This window comes from Undibacterium sp. SXout20W (genome assembly GCF_049340285.1).
Classification (GTDB): Bacteria; Pseudomonadota; Gammaproteobacteria; order Burkholderiales; family Burkholderiaceae_D; genus Undibacterium.
This window is the reverse complement of the sequence record NZ_JBMPPH010000014.1, coordinates 1-19,086: the sequence shown is the minus strand read 5'-3', so window position 1 is coordinate 19,086 and position 19,086 is coordinate 1. Positions and strand designations below refer to the sequence as shown.

The following is a 19,086-nucleotide window of genomic DNA, read 5'->3' as shown; positions in this document are numbered from 1 at the left end:
CCTGCACTCTCGATCTCTTTATTCCAGTATAGTTGCTTTCATTTTTCTTGCTTGCCTTTATTATTCGGGTGAATTATGCGTTTTGCCTTTGCTGGATGTGACAGGAATTTAGCGATCTTCGAAGCGCTCGTTGCCGCAGGTTGGCAGCCAGTGAAAATATTCTCGGTGCCCGAGCAAGACAAAATGGCATTTCATAGTACGCTTTTGAACTGTGCTCAAAGTAAGGGCATTCCATTTCAGCTTGAGCATCTACGCCACGCAGATTTATTAGCGCTGGAAGGACTTGCTTGTGACATTTTAGTGGTCGGAAGTTACAACTATAAAATCCCCGACTGGCGAGAACATCTACCTTACGCGATCAATTTTCACCCCTCGCCATTGCCAATGGGTCGTGGTCCTTATCCCTTAGTCGGCGCCATCCTTCATAAACACCGCCTTTGGGCTGTCACATGTCATCAGATCGATGCACATTATGACACTGGCGCGATTCTCGCTGATGAGTCGTTTGCTTTAGATCAGTTTGATACGCACGAAACTTTGAATCTCAAGGTGCAGATGGCAGCGGCGCGTCTTGCCAGCCGTATAGGAAAAGAGTTTGGGGCATTATGGTGTGCCGCAAAAACGCAATCCGAAGGCGAATATTGGCCGCTGTTTTCAGTCGCCGACAGAAGCATTGATTTTGCGTCACCCGTTCGGCATATCCGCTTGCAATTGCGGGCGCTGGGACGACTGGAATGCTATGCCACATTAAATCATGCTCACGTGCGGGTAAGAAGTGGTTTCGCCTGGCCAGAGGTGCATCGTTACGCGATAGGTCAAATTGTACATGAGTATGCCGCACAGATTGTCATTGCCTGCAAAGACGGTTTTGTTGTTTTTAGTGATTGGTATTTTGTATCTGAGTAATCGTGGATGCATGCTGTTCAGTCTCTTGCAATGGCAATGTATTGACCTTAAAAATTTTCTCCGTCTTTCCTCTATGTTTCTCCCAAGTGTTTCACCTTTATGTTTCACCTTTATGTTTGCAGCCGTCTCCATCCTCCGCATCTTGCTCTCTTCCTTAGGTAAAAACCATACATGACGATCCAAAAAGATACAAAGGTACAAGTTTAATGTTGCATTATATTAATCTAATTAATCCCTGAAAAATGCTTGGATTGGGTAGTGAATTCCCGTCATAAGGGTTTTGTTTATGCCAATTTAAAAGAGAAAATTATGCATTTCGCGTTTGCCGGATGTGACAGAAATCTAAAGCTCTTCGAAGCGTTGATTCAGGCTGGTTGGCATCCGGTTAAATTGTTTTCTGTGCCAGAAATTAATCAATTAAGCGGTAATAAAGCATTGTTGGCATTGGCGCAGCTAAAAAAGATACCGATTCAGTTATCGCAATTAAATTCACAAGATTTAGAAGGGCTGGCCGTTTTGGGTTGTGAGTTGCTGGTTGTCGGGAGCTACAATTGGCGTATTCCTGATTGGCGTCCACATCTACCATTTGCTATCAATTTTCATCCCGCGCCTTTGCCTTTGGGGCGTGGCCCGTATCCCCAAGTCAACGCGATTTTGAATGATTACTCAACTTGGGGCGTCACCTGTCACAAAATCGAAGCGGAATTTGATACCGGTGCCGTGCTTGACGGCGAAAATTTTGCATTAGACGAATATGACACGCACGAAAGCCTTAATCTCAAATTGCAGATGGCCGCTGGCCGACTAGGAACCCGTATTGCGCTTGATTTCAGTCATTACTGGCAGTCAGCAAAATCGCAAACTGGCGGAGAATATTGGCCCTTATTTACCGAGGATGAACGGACACTGGATTTTGATCAATCGGTCATCACGATAAGTAAGCAACTACGGGCTTTCGGTTTGTTGGAGTGCATCGCGGTTGTCAATCAAAAACGCCTGCATGTTAAATCAGGACACGCATGGCCAGAACAGCATAGTCACATTGTCGGCCAGGTCATCCACGTGAGTGGTTCAACGATTGTCGTTGCTTGTCTCGATGGCTATGTCGCGCTGACCGATTGGTACGTTGGCGAGCAAATTTGACTTATGTAGCCCAGATCAGGTTTGGCGCTTGACTAATAACGTTGGTAACATTTCTGATTCAACATCCTCTCCACGTACCAGTGCAAGAATTTTTTTTGCCAATAAAACCCCACCATCATGCAAATACTGATGCACACTTGTCAATGCAGGTACAAAACTCGCGGCGCTAGGAATATCGTCATACCCAACCACCGAGACTTGTCTTGGCACCTCTAAACCCTGCTCAGTCAGTGCACGTAATGCACCCATCGCCAGCAAATCGCTGGCAGCAAACACCCCATCGTAGTTGAAAGGTGTTTGCTTTAGTTTTTGCATCAGGCAATCGTACCCCGCTTCAAACGTAAAAGCGGTTGGCTGTAGCCGATCAACCTCGTAATTTGACTTCATTAAGTTCTCGGTAAAACCCAGATAGCGTTGCTCAATTTCTGCATGATTCGTGTCACCAATAAAAAGAAATTTCTTACGATCCAGTGTCAGAAAATGTTCCGCGACGCTCGCGCCACCAGCATAATTATCACTACCCACCACAATGCACGAAAAGTCCTTATGTGGCGCGCCCCATACCAATAATGGCAAGCCACAAGTCTGAATTTCTTTCAAAGCTTCACCATGTGAGCCTTGACCCAACAAAATGATACCGTCAGCACCCTGCACAGGCGACGTGTTGATCAATTGTTTGGAAGTTAGCACCGCGCTATAGCCTGCCGATGTTAATTCCTGCGTAATACCTCCTAACAACTCCAACGGATATGAGCCAGACATCGGGCGATCTTTAGCTGGCGTCATCTCTACCACCACTGCAATTGAGTAACTGCTTCTGAGGCGTAAATTACGCGCACTCAAATTCAAACGATATCCCTGAGCTTCCGCAATTTTTTGAATCTTTTCACGCGTCTTTTCTGTGACCAAGGGGCTATTCCGCAACGCTCGTGATACCGTAATCGTCGACACGCCGGCGATTTCCGCCAGATCTTCCATCGTGCGTCCAGTGTCAATTTTTTTTATGGCTTTTTGCTGTTGTGACATTCCGAGTCTTTCTGTGTTGCGTGGGGATGTTAAGAGGGATTGCAGTGGGGCTGATTATGGCAGATTCTTTTCCCCAACACCAAGAGGACTTACGCAAAACCGCCCCAACTGCGTTATGGCTCCTAGCCGTACTAGCGTACTGTCTTCGTCGCCATGCCTTGTTGGGACAATTTTGCGTAAGTCCTCTTTGCGGACGAGCGAAACCGGCCCAACTGCGTTATGGCTCCTAGCCGTACTAGCGTACTGTCTTCGTCGCCATGCCTTGTTGGGACAATTTTGCGTAAGTCCTCTTTGCGGACGAGCGAAACCGGCCCAACTGCGTTATGGCTCCTAGCCGTACTAGCGTACTGTCTTCGTCGCCATGCCTTGTTGGGACAATTTTGCGTAAATCCTCTTTACGGATGAGCAAAACCGCCCCAACTGCGTAAGGCTCCTAGCTTTGAGCCGGGCAGCTGTACTGACTTCGTTGATTTGCTTTGTCTGAAATTAAAAAATGTCTTAAATACAATTTAAAAAGATATTTTTTGTTTCATTTAATCTAAATTGACATCGATAACATTTTTGTGTTTCAATGAATGTAATTTCAAACACACAGACCATGACCGTGTCACCAACTGTTCCTTTTCATCACACGTTTCCACTCGATGCCTGGCGTATTTGCGAGCCAGGCTACGATGTAAATACTAACTACTTATCAGAAAGTTTATTTGCACTTGGAAATGGCACCATAGGTTTGCGTGGAACGCATGAAGAGTCTTATCTTGGACCAGAGGGGAGTTCGCAGGAAGGTAATTATCTGAACGGCTTTTATGAGTCTGAGCCAATTACCTATCCAGAAAATGCATATGGTCTGGCCAGAAATAATCATTTCATGCTTAATTTGCCCAATGGAAAAGGCATGGAACTGTGGTTGGCTGATGAGAAATTTAATCTGGCAAACGGTCGCATCATTAACTACCAGCGTCAACTCGATTTCCGTACTGGCATTCTGTCTCGTACCGTGCAATGGGAGTCACCGCAAGGACGTCAGGTTGAAGTGGTTTCTGAGCGATTGGTCAGTTTTACTGATCGACATTTATATGCGATCCGTTATCGGGTTACCGCGATCAATTTCAGCGCAAGCTTGCGCCTGGTTTCGACCTTGAATGCCAACGTCTCCAATTTGCAGACCGCGGACGATCCTCGCGTCGGCTCGAAAATAACTGCGCCACCATTACAAGTGCTCGCCCAACAAAATAAGCCTGACTTCCTGGGGTTTGAGCACAAGACATTACATAGCCAATTTCATGTCGTTAGTTCTATTGCGCATACGACAAATGATTGGGTTGCTGATGAGCTTGTTGGTGGTGATGACGAACAGGATCAGCATCAAACCCAGGTATTGGCGCGTCATTTCATTGCCGACATTGAGCAAGGTCATAGCGTTACTTTGTGTAAATTCGGGTGTTACTTTTCATCTCGTGATTATCCAGCCAAAGAATTAATGCTACTAAGCGCTGATTATCTCTCGCGTGCACGGCAGCAAGGGTTTGACCATTTTGCTGAGCGACAGCGGGAATATTTACAGGCTTTCTGGCAACAGGCCGATGTAGAGATCGCTGGCGACCTTGCACTTCAACAGGGAATACACTTTAATCAATTCCACTTATTACAATCTGTCGGGCGCGATGGGCAAACCAATATCGCCGCAAAGGGATTAAGTGGAGAAGGTTACGAAGGCCATTATTTTTGGGATACTGAAATCTATATCCTGCCATTTTTCCTTTACAGCAAACCGGAAATTGCGCGAACGTTACTGGATTATCGTTATCTAGGCTTGCAGCAAGCCCGTCAACGTGCGCGCGAAATGGGACACAAGCAAGGGGCACTTTATCCCTGGCGGACGATTGGTGGCGAAGAGTGCTCTGCATATTTTCCTGCTGGCTCTGCGCAATACCACATTAATGCCGATATCGCCTATGCCGTAAAACAATATCTTGAAGCGCGCGATGATCAGGAATTTTTGTTGAACTGTGCCGCTGAAATGGTGTGGGAAACCGCACGTATCTGGCTCGATTTAGGTCATTTTTCGGGTACGACACCAGAAGTTTTTCGTATTAATGAAGTGACTGGCCCCGACGAATATACCGCCTTGGTGAATAATAATTACTACACCAATGCAATGGCTAAATTGCACATGTTATTTGCCTTGACGTTGGTCGAAAAACTGCGGCGGGATCACAACGAAGATTATCGGCGTATTATTGATAAAATCATGCTGACGGAAGCAGAAATATCAGCATGGAAGAGCGCCGCGCACAGCATGCTGCTACCGTATGATAAAGCCCTGCAGATACATGCACAGGATGACAGCTTTCTGACCAAAAAAATCTGGGACTTTGCCAATACGCCAGATGAACAATATCCATTGCTATTGCATTTCCATCCGCTTGTGATTTATCGGCATCAAGTCTGTAAACAAGCAGATTTATTGCTTGCTATGCTGCTATTACCTGACCAATTTACACTGGAAGAAAAGCGTAGAAATTTTGATTACTACGAAAAAATAACGACGCACGACTCGTCCTTATCCAGCTGTATCTTTAGTATTATTGCCGCGGAGATTGGTGATCATGAGAAGGCATATCGCTATTTCATGGAAACCGCACGTCTCGATCTTGATGATACGCACCACAACACCAAACATGGCATTCATACAGCGGCGATGGCGGGTACCTGGATGTGTATATCGTATGGTTTTGGAGGCATGCGCATCATCAATGGACAACTGCACTTCTCACCGACATTGCCACGGCAATGGCAGCATTATCAATTTCAGATCAATATCAATCATGCCACGCTCAATATTCGTATCGATAGTGAGGCCACTGAGTATCGATTGACCGCTGGGTCTGAATTGAAATTTTTCCATCGGCAACAAATAGTCACGCTGAATCAGCAGGAAAAGAATCACCGTATTTTGAATCGGATCACAGACTATGAATAAAAATAAGCAAGTGTTTGAAGCGGTCATCTTTGACTTAGATGGTGTGCTCGCCGATACTGCGCACTTCCATTTCTTAGCGTGGCAGCATTTGGCGCAGACCCAAGGTATTGCGTTTGACGAAGTTTTTAATGAACGCCTGAAGGGCATTGACCGTATGGCTTCATTGGAACTGATTCTTAGCCAATCTAATCGTGTCTATAGCCAACAAGAAAAGATAGAATTGGCGCGAGAAAAAAATCAGCATTATCTGCAATTTACCGGCACAATCACGCCTGCTGATCTATTACCCGGTGCGCGTGATGCTTTAAATCTGGTGCGTGCCGCTGGTTTAAAAACAGGACTTGCATCAGTCAGCAAGAATGCCTTTTTTATTCTGGAAAAATTAGGTATTCGCGATTGCTTTGATGATGTGATTGATGCGGCATTATTAACGCATACTAAACCGCATCCCGAAATATTTTTAACCTCCGCATCCCATTTGGGTGTCGCGCCGGCCGCTTGTATCGGTGTCGAGGATTCATTGGCCGGTATCAGTTCGATCAAGTCAGCAGGAATGTTCGCTATAGGCATTGGATCGCCAACAGTGTTGACGTTTGCCGATCACGTTATTCCAGATTTGCGTCATTTTATGCTGAGTACATATGCCTTAAATTAATTATTTGACTATGCATACAAAGAGATGCAAGCGAATAAAAATAAATATAAATATATATATAACGTTAGAGACAAGAGCTTTCAAATGAAAAATTCACGTATCGGCATTGCGCTTTTTTTGATCTATTTTGTGTTTGCCATGCTGCTCAATAGTGTTGGTACGGTTATTTTGCAAGTGATCAATAGCTTTCAAGTCAGCAAACCCGATGCGAGCGTCCTGGAAGCCTTTAAAGATTTATCGATTGCTGCCGCCTCTTTTCTTGGTGCTGCTTTTCTGCCGCGCATTGGTTACAAAAAATCGATTTTGATTGCTCTTGGAATTATGTTCATTGCGTGCATTGCCATGCCCTTATGGCCGGGCTTTATGTGTACGCGGATTTTCTTCATGTGTTGCGGTATTTCATTTGCGCTGATCAAGGTGTCTATCTATTCAACAATAGGCCTGATTACTAACGGAGCACAGGGACACGCACAGTTTATGAATATGCTGGAAGGCATTTTCATGCTCGGTGTTTTGAGTGGCTATTGGTTGTTTTCTTATTTTATAGATTCGAATAATTTGACATCGCGACATTGGTTGCAAGTGTATTGGGTATTGGCAGGTCTCTGCCTCGCGGCCATGGTGTTGCTTGCGGCTACGCCATTGGATGAAAGTGCGGCGCACCCAGATACTAAAACAGAGGGGATCACCGAAGTACAAGGCTTTTCATTAATGTGGGTATTAACTCGAAAGTCCATCGTCTATTTATTTTTAACCGCCGCATTTTTATCAGTATTGGTTGAGCAGGGAATCACATCCTGGTTACCAACTTTTAATAATGAAATCATGAAGCTCCCACTGAGCTTGTCTGTGCAAATGACGAGCATTCTTGCTGCATCAAGCGCGGTAGGGCGGATGGGATTTGGATTGCTTCTTAAAAAGATACATTGGTACACGATGTTAAGTGGCTGCTTGTGTTTGATGGCGGGTTTGATCTTGCTCACGTTGCCACTGACCCGCGAAATAAATATGTCTGCGGTCACAGGTTGGGGAAATGCTCCATTGGCGGCATTTATTTTCCCGTTGATCGGGCTTTTTATGGCGCCTATTTATCCGGTGATTAATTCTTTGATTCTGAGTGCCTTGCCAACCTATCAACATGCCGCGATGACGGGTTTGATTGTGATTTTTTCTGCTTTGGGTGGGACAACAGGGTCGTTGATTACCGGGCTGGTGTTTGCCCATTTTAGTGGGCAAACGGCGTTCTATCTGACCTTAATACCGTTGAGTGTAATGGTGCCTGCCTTACTATTTTTTAAGCGAGCATTAGACGTTAGGAAAACATCTTCTGCTATGGTATTTGGCACGACGTGAGTGTGTGAATGGGAAATAAATACAAATTATTCAGAGTCTTTTTCTATACGATGTAATTGTGCCCATGAAACTATTCAGCATCAAAGCAACATCATTGTGATTAAAATTGTTATCGATAACAATTTATGATTGACATCGATAACATTGGCTGTTTCAATATGCTTACCGTCAATAGATTATTTATTTGGCCGCCATTGAAACCAGTACTAAACCTTGATGAATAAAACACAGTCTGCCGCATGAAACTTGCACTGTGATGAGAAATCTTCAAGACAAAGCAGATCGAAATAAATGCACCATCAGTAAAGAGTCAAAGCAGAGTCAAAGCAGAGTCGAAGCAGAGTTAAGCAGAATCAAAGCAGAATCAAAGCAAAGTAAGAACAAAACAAGAACACAGTAAGAACGAAGCAAGAGCAGTGAGCGCTTTGCTTTTTGCATCACAATGAGAATGCGTCATGTGACGTTTTTCTTAGTACTACCAAGGCTCAGTATAGAGCCGCCTTTTTTAAATATATGGAGACTTCACATGCAAGTACATCGTCCCTTTTTACTTTCGAGCATTACACTAGCTGTGCTCAGTCTGATTAATCAGGCCAGTGCCGCTGATGCTTCAGTCAACCCTACCGCCAATGCAATAAGCACGAACGACGTCAGTAGCGCGGTTGTTGCTACCGATAATAAGCCAACTGAAGCACAACAAGTGGTCGTCACCGGCAGCGCGCTTGGACGCGGTCTGCGTAAAGTGGATGCACCATACTCAATTACGACTGCGACGGAAGAGCAAATTAAAGAAGCCGCACCATTGTCGACTGCTGATCTCTTTAAGATTGTTCCAGGCGTGTATGCCGAAACCTCTGGCGGACAAACAGGGCCAAATATTGAAGTAGCGGGATTCCCTGGCGGCGGTGATGCGAACTATGTAACCATACAACTGAATGGTGCGCCGATTTTCCCTGCGCCTACGTTATCATTCATGGATAACTCCTCCATGTTTCGTCTCGACGACACGATTGATCACATGGAAGCATTGGTCAGTGGCCCTAATACCGTTCTCTCAAATGGGCAACCCGGCGCTACCATGAACTTCATCCTTAAAACAGGCGAAGGTGGCGATGAAGGTTTATTCCGTACCTCGTTTGGGACAGGGAATTCACGCCGTTACGATGCTTACTACGGTGGCAAAATTTCTGAAGGCTGGTTTGCGACTATCGGTGGCTTTTATCGCACCGATAATGGTGTCCGTGACAGCCAATTTCCAACGGATGATGGCTATCAACTGACAGGCACTTTGACGCATTTGCTGGATGACGGCAAGGTCACGTTGTATGCGCGGACATTAAATGATAAAAATTTATTTTTTACGGCAATCCCAGTGAGTGCGACTGCCAGCGGTGTTCCTACCGGCGCATTTCCTGGATTTAATCCATTGACAGGTTCCTTGTATGGGAATGAGACAAGATTCTTCATGATACAAACCGCACCAGGGCAGACGCAAAATATCGATATGGCCAACGGCCGCGGTGCTGATGTCCATACTTTTGGTATCGACTTCAATCAGAAGGTTCATGATTGGGAAGTCAGCAATAAATTGAATTATGTGGCTGGTGATATGCAGACCAACGCATTCTTTACGGGCAGTGTTCCACAAACGATGAGCAATTATCTGACGTCCGCAATTAGCAAAGCGAATGGCAATAGTGGCGCAGTGACTGCCGCAGGTAAAGCGACGACTGGTCTTGCCACTTATACAGATGGTAGTGGCGCCGTCGACCCAAATCAGCAGGTACTTGACGCAGGTGCCTGGTATGTCGACAAGAAGATCAAATCGGTGACTGACGAGCTCAAATTTAGTAAAGAATTGATCAAAGATCACACATTCACTTTTGGTGCGTTCCTGGCCGATTATTCTTCAGATGATTTGTGGTATCTCGGAAATAGCGTATTGATGACGGCAACCACCAATCCAAAACCTATTAATGTGACCTTGAATAATGGCGCTGTTATTTCTAATAACGGTATCGATGGTCCGGTGGGCTATGCGCAGCACGATAGTTATACTGGCCAAAAAACCGCCTTATTCATTGCTGATCAATGGAAGGCAACGTCGCAGTTGACTTTAGATGCTGGCTTACGCTACGAGACGCAAAAGGTGAACGCTACGCTAGGTAATATCACCAGCGGAAATATCGATAACAATCCATTGCATCTGTATAACCAAGGCGCAAGCATGTTGACAGGTACCTATCAGTCTGTGACACAGACGGATCACGCAACCTCGTTGACGTTGGGAGGTGGATATAAGCTTGCTTCCAATGTGAATCTGTATGCGCGGTTTAATTCCGGGCACCTGATGCCGCAATTTGACGATATTCGTGGTGACGCCGGTAGTAGCGCGACAGCGCCTGTACAAGGAATTAAGACCTATGAATTTGGTATTAAGGCCGTGACATCTGAATATTCTATCTATGCATCGATATTCCACAAGGACTTTACCGGCATTCAACAAAGCCAGATACTGAGTAATAATTCGACGGTGTGGTACAACTATGGGTCACGCACTAACGGTGTCCTGTTTGAAGGCGCATGGCGTCCGTTCACTAATTTCCAATTGGCATTCTCTGGAGACTATGAAGACGGTAAATATACCGGTTTTCAAGGTGTTGATAGTGCAACAGGTACCAGCGATAACGGTAATCAATTGCAACGCCAACCTAAGTTTCAATCACGATTGACGCCAAGTTACCGTGTTCCGACTTCATGGGGCTCGATCAAAATGTACGGTACCTATAGCTATATCGGTAAGCGCTATTCGGATATCCAAAATCAGCAAGTATTACCGTCCTACAATACATTAGATGCCGGTATTCTGGCCGTGGTTGGTGATAAGTTGGAATTCCGCTTAACCGGTACGAACTTAAACAATACTTTAGGTTTGACGGAAGGCGATTCCCGCGTTCTTGGCACGACTTCTGGCGTGATCATGGCGCGGCCTATTTTTGGTCGCGCTATCGAAGCGTCAGTAACGTATCGCTTCTAATCGGTATTACTGACTTTTTTTCATTTTTTAATTTTTTGTTTCTTTTTTTTTGGTTTTACCCGTTTCCCGGATCAACTGATTAGTTGATCCGGTTTTTTTATTTTTCGCTGTAAGTTGTTCATTGCTCGATAGTTGCTTCCAGTGCTTGACAAGCGCCGCCCATCCGTTACATCATCGCGCGGTTCAGGTCCCCCGACCTTCATGGTGGGGAGAATCGGGAAGGCGGTGTAAATCCGCCACGTGCCCAACGCTGTAAAGAGGATGACATTGGTGAATTGCCACTGCGACCATCGGGTTGCGGGAAGGTGCCAATGTCAAATGAATCTGAGTCAGAAGACCGGCCTGACATCTTTTCCAGGGAGCTTGGTCAGGCTCCCCCATTCATTTGCATTAGGGGAATTCATGCAAACAAACCCAATTTCTAAGGGCGTGGAAGCTCACGCCTTTTCGCAAGAAGCACGAGACGCGATTTATCATACTATTTTTTCCAGACGTGACGTCCGTAGTCAATTTCTGCCAGACGCTGTCGATGATGCGGTTCTCAGCCGTATTTTAAGCGCGGCACATTTTGCACCCTCTGTTGGCTTTATGCAGCCATGGAATTTCTTATTGGTGAAATCAGATGAAGTCAAACAACGTGTTCAGCAAGCATATAAATCGGCGAATGCCGAAGCCTTGACCATGTTTGAGGGGGATAAACGTAATAGCTATCAACATCTCAAGCTCGAAGGTATAAGGGAGGCACCGCTTGGAATTTGCATTACCTGTGATCGTGAGCGTACTGGCAGCGTGGTACTTGGTCGTACCCACATGAAAACCATGGATTTATACAGTAGCGTATGCGCTGTACAAAATCTCTGGCTAGCCGCTCGCGCTGAAGGTTTAGGTGTAGGGTGGGTGAGTATTTTTCATGAGCATGAGTTACAAGCTGCGCTTGGCATTCCACAGCATATTGTACCAATTGCTTATTTGTGTGTTGGCTATGTCAGTCATTTTTATCCTAAACCTGAACTAGAAAGCAAAGGTTGGTTGCCACGTCTTCCGATTGAAGATTTAGTATATTTCGATCAATGGGGGCATAGAGATCCTGGCCAGCCGTTGATTGCCCATCTGCAACGAGAACAGCTTGTTGCCCAAGAAATCGCCAGCCGGGCCGCTAGACCTGCTGTGAAATAAAAATACCATACCATGGTGCTTACGCATATTAAACGGGATGTTAAATAAATTCGATATTAAATAAACGCGATGTTAAATAAACGCGATGTTAAATAAATGCAATTTTGAAGAACTGCAGGTAGAAAATATTTTTAATGTCTAATAAGGAATCTTCGCATCATGCTGACTATTTTAGGAAAATCACCGTCGATCAACGTTCGCAAAGTGTTGTGGACGTGCGCTGAACTTAAGCTACCTTTTAATCAAGAGGAATTTGGGGCGGGTGCAATGGCAGTCAACACGCCAGAATTTATGGCATTAAATCCGAATGCAATGGTACCTGTGATTCGGGATGGCGACTTTGTACTGTGGGAGTCGAATACGATTTGCCGCTATTTGGCGGGTAAATATGGACGCAGCGATTTGCTTCCAGTTGATCCTCAAGCGCGTGCCAAAGTGGAGCAATGGATGGATTGGCAAGCGACAGAACTCAATAATTCCTGGCGCTACGCGTTTATGGCATTAGTGAGAAAAAGTCCGGCACACGCCGATGCCCAAGCGATTGCCGCCAGCATACAGAACTGGAATCGGCATATGGAAATTCTCGAAGCGCAGTTACAAAAAAGTGCCGCATTCGTCACTGGTACTGAATTTACACTTGCGGATATCGTGTTGGGATTATCGACACATCGGTGGTTTTCTATGGACATGGAGCGGCCAGAACTACCCGCGGTGAAGGCGTATTATGAGTGCCTAAGTTTGCGCGCCGCTTTTATGCAGCACGGACGTAACGGCCTGCCGTAATTCTGAAGGTTTCTGAGACTAACTTCATGCAGGCGTATGAATGATTCCATGCATCCATTAAAAACTGCAACATGGTGATGTCGCAGGAATTGATGTCCGCTTCATGACATCAAGCTCAAGAGGTCATGAGCGTGGATTTCTCCATGTGGCAGATTTTTAGTGGCATCACTGGCCGCATGTTGTTCGTTGGAACCAGGTGTACTGCGAACGATTTCTAACTCATCTAAACTCGCCGGAATGTTGAATAAAATCTCTGGTGTGACGTTTTCTGGTCTGGGTATGAGTTTATTAGCAACCAGAGTCAACGAAAAATAAATTGATGGTCGGCACACGAGTATCTAAGATAACGCGACATCGCAATTATTCAAAATCCGTTTCGCGCGTTGGTAAATGTGTGCTCATCACCACATGGGCAATCAGATCAATAGCGGGTCTGGCTTTACCTTGCTTATCGATCCAGACTTTGGGTGTTAAAGCACCTGATAGCGAAATGCTTTCACCATCTTCTAAGTCTAAGAGCGTACTACGCGCTTTGTCGTTGAAAGCAATCACGTTGCATATCAGCGTATCACCCTCGTCCGTCATCGCCTTTACTTTGCACGTAACATAAAGTGAGCCTCCTTGGCCGCTACGTTCATCAGCACGGCCGTAAATGCGTCCAGAAATTAATGCGTCTATCATTGTTTGTCAGTTAAATAAGTAGAAAAATAAGTAGAAAAATAAGTAGAAAAATAAGTAGAAAAAATAAGCAGAAAATATTGCATTTTAATAAGCCAGCGAATTAGACGCTGTATCGCGAAATAATGCAATGAATCTCCGCTCGATAGAGCGTAAATCTCAGCATAAACGGTCAGTATGCTTTATTCTTTTATTTTTCCATCGTCGTCAGCCGCTGCTTTTTGTTGCGTTGCTAAAATTTTTTGTGAAGTGAAAAAGAATGAATATTAATCAAATCGCTGAAGCCTATGTCAAATTAGTGCTTGCAACCGGGCAACACGACGATAGTTATGTGGATGCCTACATTGGTCCCGCTGAATGGCGTAATAACGTACAAAAGCAGCCCCTTGCCGAGTTGTTGGTGTCCGCTGACGAGCTTCTGAAAAATGCTAAAGCATTACCTGCAGCGCCGCCGAGTGAAGTCGAACGGCAAGCTTTCCTGTTGCTGCAAGTTGACGCAGTTCGTGCGCATTTAGGTCATCTTGCAGGACATACTTTGGCTTTTGATGATGAATCGCAAGTTTTGTATGATGCCGTATCACCAGCGCTAACCCCGGCTGATTTGGACGTCACCTTGACCGAGCTTGAAAATTTGTTACCCGGTGGTGGCGAGTTGAACCAACGGCTGTCAAGCTATAACAAGCAATTCGAGATTCCACGAGAAAAATTAGACGCGGTATTTACTGCTGCAATTAACGAGGCGCGCGCGCGTACCCGCAAGTACATTGTCTTGCCGGAAAACGAAAGTTTTCAGATTGCTTATGTTACAGATAAAGTCTGGAGCGCATACAACTGGTATAAGGGTAACAGCCATAGCCTGATCGAGGTTAATACAGATTTCCCGATGTTTATTAGTCGTGCGATTGATCTGGCCAGTCACGAGGCATATCCGGGACACCATGTGTTTAACGTGTTGATAGAAAATGAACTGGTCAAACAAAAAGGCTGGATTGAATACGCGATTTATCCTTTATATTCACCCATGTCATTTTTGGCCGAAGGGAGTGCTAATTACGGCATCGAAGTCGCATTCCCTCATGCCGAGCGGATGAAATTCGAGAAAGAAATTTTGTTTCCCTTAGCCGGTATTGATCCTGACAAAGCGGAACGCTATTACCAAATACAGGCGGTGCTGCAAAAGTTATCCTATGTGGGCAATATGGTAGCCAAGCAGTATCTCGATGGTGAGATTAATCGTGAGACTGCGATAGCGATGTTGATGAAATATAGTTTGTCAGATGCCGATCGTTCTGCACAACGTATTCGATTTATCGAAAATTTACGCTCTTATGTCATTAACTATAATCTCGGGCAAGATGTGGTGCAAGCCTACATAGAACGACGTGCAGGAACACAGGATCAGGATTTACGCTGGAAAGTATTGACCGATTTGTTGCGCAGCCCCAAGAGTGCGTCGATGATGGTGTAGAGGATGTTTGTCGTTAAGCTGCTTTTTTACGGCACAATATAATTTTGATGCAAACATTGTTATGCAAATATTGATTTGTAAACATTGTCAGGCTTGTCAGCACAGGGTTGCGTCGCTTACCAGTGAATATGTCTATTTTCAATTTACGCCATGAAAAATTTCGCTAAACGTCTGCTTGTCGCGGTTGCCCTATTCAGTGCAACAATGCACAGTTTTGCCCATGAGAAAAAATCGCATGGTTCACAAGAATCCCATGAATCTCATCAAGCGCATGGTGATAAAAAAGGCGTAGGACTGGTAGAAAAAGAAGGGCGCGGTGAAAAACAACTCCAGGCCTTAAACGTCCATTGGTTCTACAACTGGGGCGCGAGTACTGACATTAAAACGCCTATCAAATTTGTGCCGATGATTTTTTCTTTGCGCACTCTGGATAAATCAGTGCATAGCGATGAAGTACTCGGCTTTAATGAACCAGACAATTCCAAACAATCGGATATTTCTGTTCAACAAGCTTTGCGCAACTGGCCAGAGTTGACAAAAAAATCGAGGTTGATCGGAGGTCCGGCAATGGCAGGTAACCCCGTCAGTGGTTCTTGGTTGCCAGAATTTATGAAGGGGGCGCCTAAAGTGGATTTTGTCACCGTACATTGGTATAAAGGTGCGGACGCCAAAAAATTCATCAAAGATATCCAAGCCGTCTGCAGTGCCTACGGCAAACCGGTCTGGGTCACAGAATTCGCTCCCTCGACTGCGGGTAACGGTCGCAAAGATCCGGATAAATTCACGCAGTCGGAAGTCAATCAATTTATCCAAGACGCAGTCTCCTGGATGAATCAAGAACCGTGTGTGCAAGCATTTGCATGGCATGACGCCAAAGAGGGCACTTCTGCTTTGTTTGATAAAAACGGAAGCTTGACTGAGACCGGGAAAACGTACGCGAATGCGAAATAAAGGCGCATCGTGGATACAGCTATCCAAGCCAGATCTAACGTCTTCTTTATTGCGTCTTTTCAATCTCTAAACAATAGCTAAAGCGACCGCTCATTGTAGAGTCAAGCCTGAGATGGCCCGGCAGCCATTTACCTTTCTTGCTTCGTCAGGAAAGGTAAGCCAAAGATGGCGACACTGAGACTTTGCCCTGCGGATGCCGTCACTTTGTATCAGCACAATTTGTACGTCACACAAAATGGGAAAGCGTCGAAACTCACTTCGCTCAGACAGCGACGCCTTCTTTTGCATTTAGCGTGAAGCACAAATTGCTTTGTCTAAAGCGGTGAAGGGAAAAAGCGATATTGCAACGATCATGAGTGATCTGTGGGGTGAGTGTGACCAGCCAATTTCTGCTAAACCTAGGCGCAGCGCGGGTTTCATCCACTCTAAAAATTACACTTGTTTTAAAGGAATAAGCTTCACTGTCCATTGCTGATCCTTTTCCATGCTCAGCAAGCGGTCGATGTTCGGATGCTTTCCCGGAAACGCAATCGCGTCAGCGGTATGCTCCGCGTACAAGATCAACCCCTTCGCTGCCGCAGCAGCATTGATCACTTCAAACTCCTGCGCTAAGGCATGATAGACACGCACACTTCCTGCCGAGCCTGGTTTGTTGTCGATTCTCGCTATTAAAGTGTCGCCATCAAATAATTCGATCGCCGCCACATGGTTGATGTCTGGCAGGGCGGATAAAATTTCATTAAATTGCATGCTGGGTTCCTTAAAAATTTAAGCGATGAGTATTCTAAAGCTGACCGGTGTTTTAAAGATTTAATGACAATTTGCATAATTTTTAAATTTCCGGAGCAATATACCAATTAGTTTTTCTATTCTTTAAAAGTTAACGCACCATCGTGGGCAAAAGATCGTTCAACCTTATGGAATGCCGTCGAGGTTTCTGAGAAAAGAAAAGATGCCTGTGTTGCGCGTGAAATTGTCCTCGCCTTTCTTTTGGAAAATTTTACTGGTACCGCACAGACATGAGGATAAAAACTTTAGCGCGCTAAAGTTCTTTTTTTTTGTTTATTTAATACACAATTTATGGTGTTAAAAAAACCACAAAAAAATCTTATCGATAACATTTTTATCATTTAATTGTTATTATTAACGTTAATTTTTAGTTACTTTCTTACTTTTTTAAAATTAAACCGTTACCCAAAACAAACAATCTTTGGTTTGGGCTTAAAAACTGTCGTTCTATTAATGCGAGGTCACCAATGAATAATCATAAATTTAAGTTCAAGGTTTCTCATGCATTGTTTTTTTGTTTTGTACAATTATTACTTCTTTCTTCAAGCACCTTTGCTGATGATGGTGATATTCCCTCTGTGCCTATCACCGGCTATAGATAACTCCTGACCCTAGCGGTGGTTTTTTCGATACCGGCTGTAATGGCAGATCATCATGTGGCGGATATACTGCTCCCTCCGAGGCTCAAGAGGCAATTATTGAGGCTGCTTTAGATAAAAAGGCAAAGCTTACTGATGTTCGATGTGCAGATAGTGGTGGTTTAGAAACCATAACATCACGGTCTGATGAGACATCAAGATTTTTAGCAGCTAACCAAGCGGTTGCAATGTTAAAGGCTCAGACGTCATTTGTGAGTGCAATAAATTCGATTATAAAAGGAATTTTTGTAAATAAGTCTGGAGTAGGTCAAAGAATTGAGATTACTTATGCAGACGGTGGCACTGAAACATGGACAATAAATGCAGCACTCTCAAGTGTTTCTGTTGTGCCTAATTCAAATGGCAATTCTTTGCAGCCTGGTGATGGTAAAGTAAAACCGAGCGATAATTGTCCTAAACAAGGCTAAATCATGGAAACTATTTTTAATAAAAAAATAATTTACTCTTTAGCTTGTTTTGTTGCTTGCTTAACTTTGTTTTTGTACTTGAACCGAGGTAGCGACAATCAGCCATTTTTAAAAAAAGATGCTTCGATTCCTGCGGCGCAATCAAATTGCCCACCTCCTCTTTTAGAAAGAAATAGTGAAGCCGTTACCGAAAATCAACCAAATGCTAAGAAGACTGTAGCGATAGCAAAGGCATTTTACGAAAGTAAAGATTTGCATGCTTTTGCGGAAATGGCAAAAAAACGACCTGAAGAAGGTGGTATTAGTTATGCATTTAATGCTGCATATAATTGTGGTTTAGTAAGAAATATTCCAGAAGTTAAAGCTGATTCTAGTACATATACAAAAAGTGTCGTGGCGCTAAACAATTTAAGAGATCGATGTAAAAATTTTTCAGATAAAGAAATATCTACTGAAGGATTAGGAGAATTAGCTAAATTAAAGAAAGAGAAAAAAGATATTCTCTTGCTCGTGGAAGGGGATTACTTACGTTTTTCTAGTGAAATAAAAAAAGGAGAAAATACCGTTTCTGATGGTAAGAGGATGCAACTTCTTGATCAAACGGCGCAATTACAAGACTCTCAAAATTTTCAAGAACAAGGTTTATCTTTGACTCTTTTTAAAAATGGCGATAAAAAATCAGGATATTGGATTGATGGGCAACCTTATTTTACAGAAAGCAAAAAAGAAATCGTTAGCGATGCTTGGGCGTTGGCATCTTGTACCATCGGTAATGATTGCACTGGTGCTTCTATTTTTTTACAAGCCAGTTGTGCATTGAATGGGCAATGCTTTGATAATCTCGCTGACTATTTAAAGCAAGTCGATTACGCAAACAATCCACAAGGTTATGCAGATTTAATTTCAGTAAAAGACAAAATCGTTAATGCAATTCAGAATAAAGATTGGCGGATTCAATTTCGAAGTGCAACCACATGTTGATGCGATTGTAACTGCTTCATAAATACTTGGTGCGGCGTTTTGAAGCCGAGACATTTTCTGGGACGATGATTTAAGCTGTTCATCGCCC

Annotated in this window: 16 protein-coding genes, 2 pseudogenes and 1 riboswitch; of the genes and pseudogenes, 14 read left to right on the top strand and 4 right to left on the bottom strand. The window is 44.3% G+C overall.

The window, feature by feature from the left end; all coding sequences use genetic code 11:
* Positions 1-75 precede the first annotated feature (75 nt).
* Positions 76-906: a formyltransferase family protein gene (locus tag ACO0K1_RS09425; RefSeq protein WP_423025005.1), complete on the top strand. Its 831-nt coding sequence runs from the start codon at positions 76-78 to the stop codon at positions 904-906.
* Between the two features lie 309 nt (positions 907-1,215).
* Complete coding sequence (locus tag ACO0K1_RS09420) at positions 1,216-2,049, top strand: formyltransferase family protein (protein ID WP_423025003.1); 834 nt, start codon at positions 1,216-1,218, stop codon at positions 2,047-2,049.
* Between the two features lie 15 nt (positions 2,050-2,064).
* On the opposite strand, the gene ACO0K1_RS09415 is transcribed toward ACO0K1_RS09420, so the two are convergent.
* On the bottom strand, positions 2,065-3,075 hold the full coding sequence (locus ACO0K1_RS09415) for a LacI family DNA-binding transcriptional regulator (protein WP_423025001.1): 1,011 nt from the start codon (positions 3,073-3,075) through the stop codon (positions 2,065-2,067).
* A gap of 571 nt (positions 3,076-3,646) precedes the next feature.
* Between ACO0K1_RS09415 and ACO0K1_RS09410 the strand changes: the two genes are divergently transcribed.
* The 7 genes from ACO0K1_RS09410 (at position 3,647) to ACO0K1_RS09380 (ending at position 13,380) form a co-directional block, all read left to right on the top strand.
* Complete coding sequence (locus tag ACO0K1_RS09410) at positions 3,647-6,061, top strand: glycoside hydrolase family 65 protein (protein ID WP_423024999.1); 2,415 nt, start codon at positions 3,647-3,649, stop codon at positions 6,059-6,061.
* A complete protein-coding gene (pgmB, locus tag ACO0K1_RS09405; RefSeq protein WP_423024997.1) occupies positions 6,054-6,716 on the top strand; it encodes a beta-phosphoglucomutase in 663 nt (220 codons plus the stop codon). The genes ACO0K1_RS09410 and pgmB overlap by 8 nt, the downstream gene beginning before the upstream one ends.
* An 84-nt stretch (positions 6,717-6,800) precedes the next feature.
* Positions 6,801-8,069, top strand: coding sequence for an MFS transporter (locus ACO0K1_RS09400; RefSeq protein WP_423024995.1), 1,269 nt, complete (start codon positions 6,801-6,803; stop codon positions 8,067-8,069).
* Between the two features lie 526 nt (positions 8,070-8,595).
* Positions 8,596-11,106: a TonB-dependent receptor domain-containing protein gene (locus tag ACO0K1_RS09395; RefSeq protein WP_423024993.1), complete on the top strand. Its 2,511-nt coding sequence runs from the start codon at positions 8,596-8,598 to the stop codon at positions 11,104-11,106.
* A gap of 168 nt (positions 11,107-11,274) precedes the next feature.
* A riboswitch (cobalamin riboswitch) is annotated at positions 11,275-11,466 on the top strand.
* A gap of 42 nt (positions 11,467-11,508) precedes the next feature.
* Positions 11,509-12,282, top strand: coding sequence for a 5,6-dimethylbenzimidazole synthase (gene bluB, locus ACO0K1_RS09390; protein ID WP_423024991.1), 774 nt, complete (start codon positions 11,509-11,511; stop codon positions 12,280-12,282).
* A 159-nt stretch (positions 12,283-12,441) separates the two neighbouring features.
* Entirely contained in the window at positions 12,442-13,065 is a 624-nt protein-coding gene (locus ACO0K1_RS09385) for a glutathione S-transferase family protein (protein WP_423024989.1), read from the top strand.
* Between the two features lie 159 nt (positions 13,066-13,224).
* Positions 13,225-13,380 (top strand): hypothetical protein, encoded by a 156-nt coding sequence (locus ACO0K1_RS09380; protein ID WP_423024987.1) that lies wholly within the window; start codon positions 13,225-13,227, stop codon positions 13,378-13,380.
* A 45-nt stretch (positions 13,381-13,425) separates the two neighbouring features.
* On the opposite strand, the gene ACO0K1_RS09375 is transcribed toward ACO0K1_RS09380, so the two are convergent.
* Complete coding sequence (locus tag ACO0K1_RS09375; RefSeq protein WP_423024985.1) at positions 13,426-13,746, bottom strand: single-stranded DNA-binding protein; 321 nt, start codon at positions 13,744-13,746, stop codon at positions 13,426-13,428.
* Positions 13,747-14,002: 256 nt separating this feature from the next.
* Here ACO0K1_RS09375 and ACO0K1_RS09370 point away from each other — a divergent pair, with 256 nt between their 5' ends.
* Together ACO0K1_RS09370 and ACO0K1_RS09365 are read left to right on the top strand one after the other, a co-directional pair.
* Positions 14,003-15,211 carry a hypothetical protein gene (locus ACO0K1_RS09370; RefSeq protein ID WP_423024983.1) on the top strand — a complete coding sequence of 403 codons (1,209 nt, stop codon included), beginning with the start codon at positions 14,003-14,005 and terminating at the stop codon, positions 15,209-15,211.
* A gap of 150 nt (positions 15,212-15,361) precedes the next feature.
* Positions 15,362-16,162: a glycosyl hydrolase gene (locus ACO0K1_RS09365; RefSeq protein WP_423024981.1), complete on the top strand. Its 801-nt coding sequence runs from the start codon at positions 15,362-15,364 to the stop codon at positions 16,160-16,162.
* A gap of 432 nt (positions 16,163-16,594) precedes the next feature.
* On the opposite strand, the gene ACO0K1_RS09360 is transcribed toward ACO0K1_RS09365, so the two are convergent.
* A complete protein-coding gene (locus ACO0K1_RS09360) occupies positions 16,595-16,912 on the bottom strand; it encodes a DUF2322 family protein (RefSeq protein WP_423024979.1) in 318 nt (105 codons plus the stop codon).
* Positions 16,913-17,053: 141 nt separating this feature from the next.
* On the opposite strand from ACO0K1_RS09360, the pseudogene ACO0K1_RS09355 reads away from it, so the two are divergent.
* The 3 genes and pseudogenes from ACO0K1_RS09355 to ACO0K1_RS09345 form a co-directional block, all read left to right on the top strand.
* Positions 17,054-17,185 (top strand): annotated as a pseudogene (locus ACO0K1_RS09355) (MobA/MobL family protein); the annotation flags it as partial.
* 592 nt (positions 17,186-17,777) lie between these two features.
* Positions 17,778-18,017 carry a hypothetical protein gene (locus ACO0K1_RS09350; RefSeq protein WP_423024977.1) on the top strand — a complete coding sequence of 80 codons (240 nt, stop codon included), beginning with the start codon at positions 17,778-17,780 and terminating at the stop codon, positions 18,015-18,017.
* 3 nt (positions 18,018-18,020) lie between these two features.
* Entirely contained in the window at positions 18,021-18,998 is a 978-nt protein-coding gene (locus tag ACO0K1_RS09345) for a hypothetical protein (protein ID WP_423024975.1), read from the top strand.
* On the opposite strand, the pseudogene ACO0K1_RS09340 reads toward ACO0K1_RS09345, so the two are convergent.
* Positions 18,971-19,086: pseudogene (locus ACO0K1_RS09340) on the bottom strand (IS30 family transposase); the annotation flags it as partial. The gene ACO0K1_RS09345 and the pseudogene ACO0K1_RS09340 overlap by 28 nt on opposite strands.

Bases quoted from the DNA above. Each gene is read 5' to 3' on its own strand.
- ACO0K1_RS09410 (WP_423024999.1), top strand. From the start codon at position 3,647: ATGAATGTAATTTCAAACACACAGACCATGACCGTGTCACCAACTGTT.
- ACO0K1_RS09385 (WP_423024989.1), top strand. From the start codon at position 12,442: ATGCTGACTATTTTAGGAAAATCACCGTCGATCAACGTTCGCAAAGTG.
- ACO0K1_RS09365 (WP_423024981.1), top strand. From the start codon at position 15,362: ATGAAAAATTTCGCTAAACGTCTGCTTGTCGCGGTTGCCCTATTCAGT.
- pgmB (WP_423024997.1), top strand. From the start codon at position 6,054: ATGAATAAAAATAAGCAAGTGTTTGAAGCGGTCATCTTTGACTTAGAT.
- ACO0K1_RS09350 (WP_423024977.1), top strand. From the start codon at position 17,778: ATGTTAAAGGCTCAGACGTCATTTGTGAGTGCAATAAATTCGATTATA.
- ACO0K1_RS09400 (WP_423024995.1), top strand. From the start codon at position 6,801: ATGAAAAATTCACGTATCGGCATTGCGCTTTTTTTGATCTATTTTGTG.
- ACO0K1_RS09420 (WP_423025003.1), top strand. From the start codon at position 1,216: ATGCATTTCGCGTTTGCCGGATGTGACAGAAATCTAAAGCTCTTCGAA.
- ACO0K1_RS09425 (WP_423025005.1), top strand. From the start codon at position 76: ATGCGTTTTGCCTTTGCTGGATGTGACAGGAATTTAGCGATCTTCGAA.
- ACO0K1_RS09395 (WP_423024993.1), top strand. From the start codon at position 8,596: ATGCAAGTACATCGTCCCTTTTTACTTTCGAGCATTACACTAGCTGTG.
- ACO0K1_RS09360 (WP_423024979.1), bottom strand. From the start codon at position 16,912: ATGCAATTTAATGAAATTTTATCCGCCCTGCCAGACATCAACCATGTG.
- bluB (WP_423024991.1), top strand. From the start codon at position 11,509: ATGCAAACAAACCCAATTTCTAAGGGCGTGGAAGCTCACGCCTTTTCG.
- ACO0K1_RS09375 (WP_423024985.1), bottom strand. From the start codon at position 13,746: ATGATAGACGCATTAATTTCTGGACGCATTTACGGCCGTGCTGATGAA.
- ACO0K1_RS09345 (WP_423024975.1), top strand. From the start codon at position 18,021: ATGGAAACTATTTTTAATAAAAAAATAATTTACTCTTTAGCTTGTTTT.
- ACO0K1_RS09415 (WP_423025001.1), bottom strand. From the start codon at position 3,075: ATGTCACAACAGCAAAAAGCCATAAAAAAAATTGACACTGGACGCACG.
- ACO0K1_RS09370 (WP_423024983.1), top strand. From the start codon at position 14,003: ATGAATATTAATCAAATCGCTGAAGCCTATGTCAAATTAGTGCTTGCA.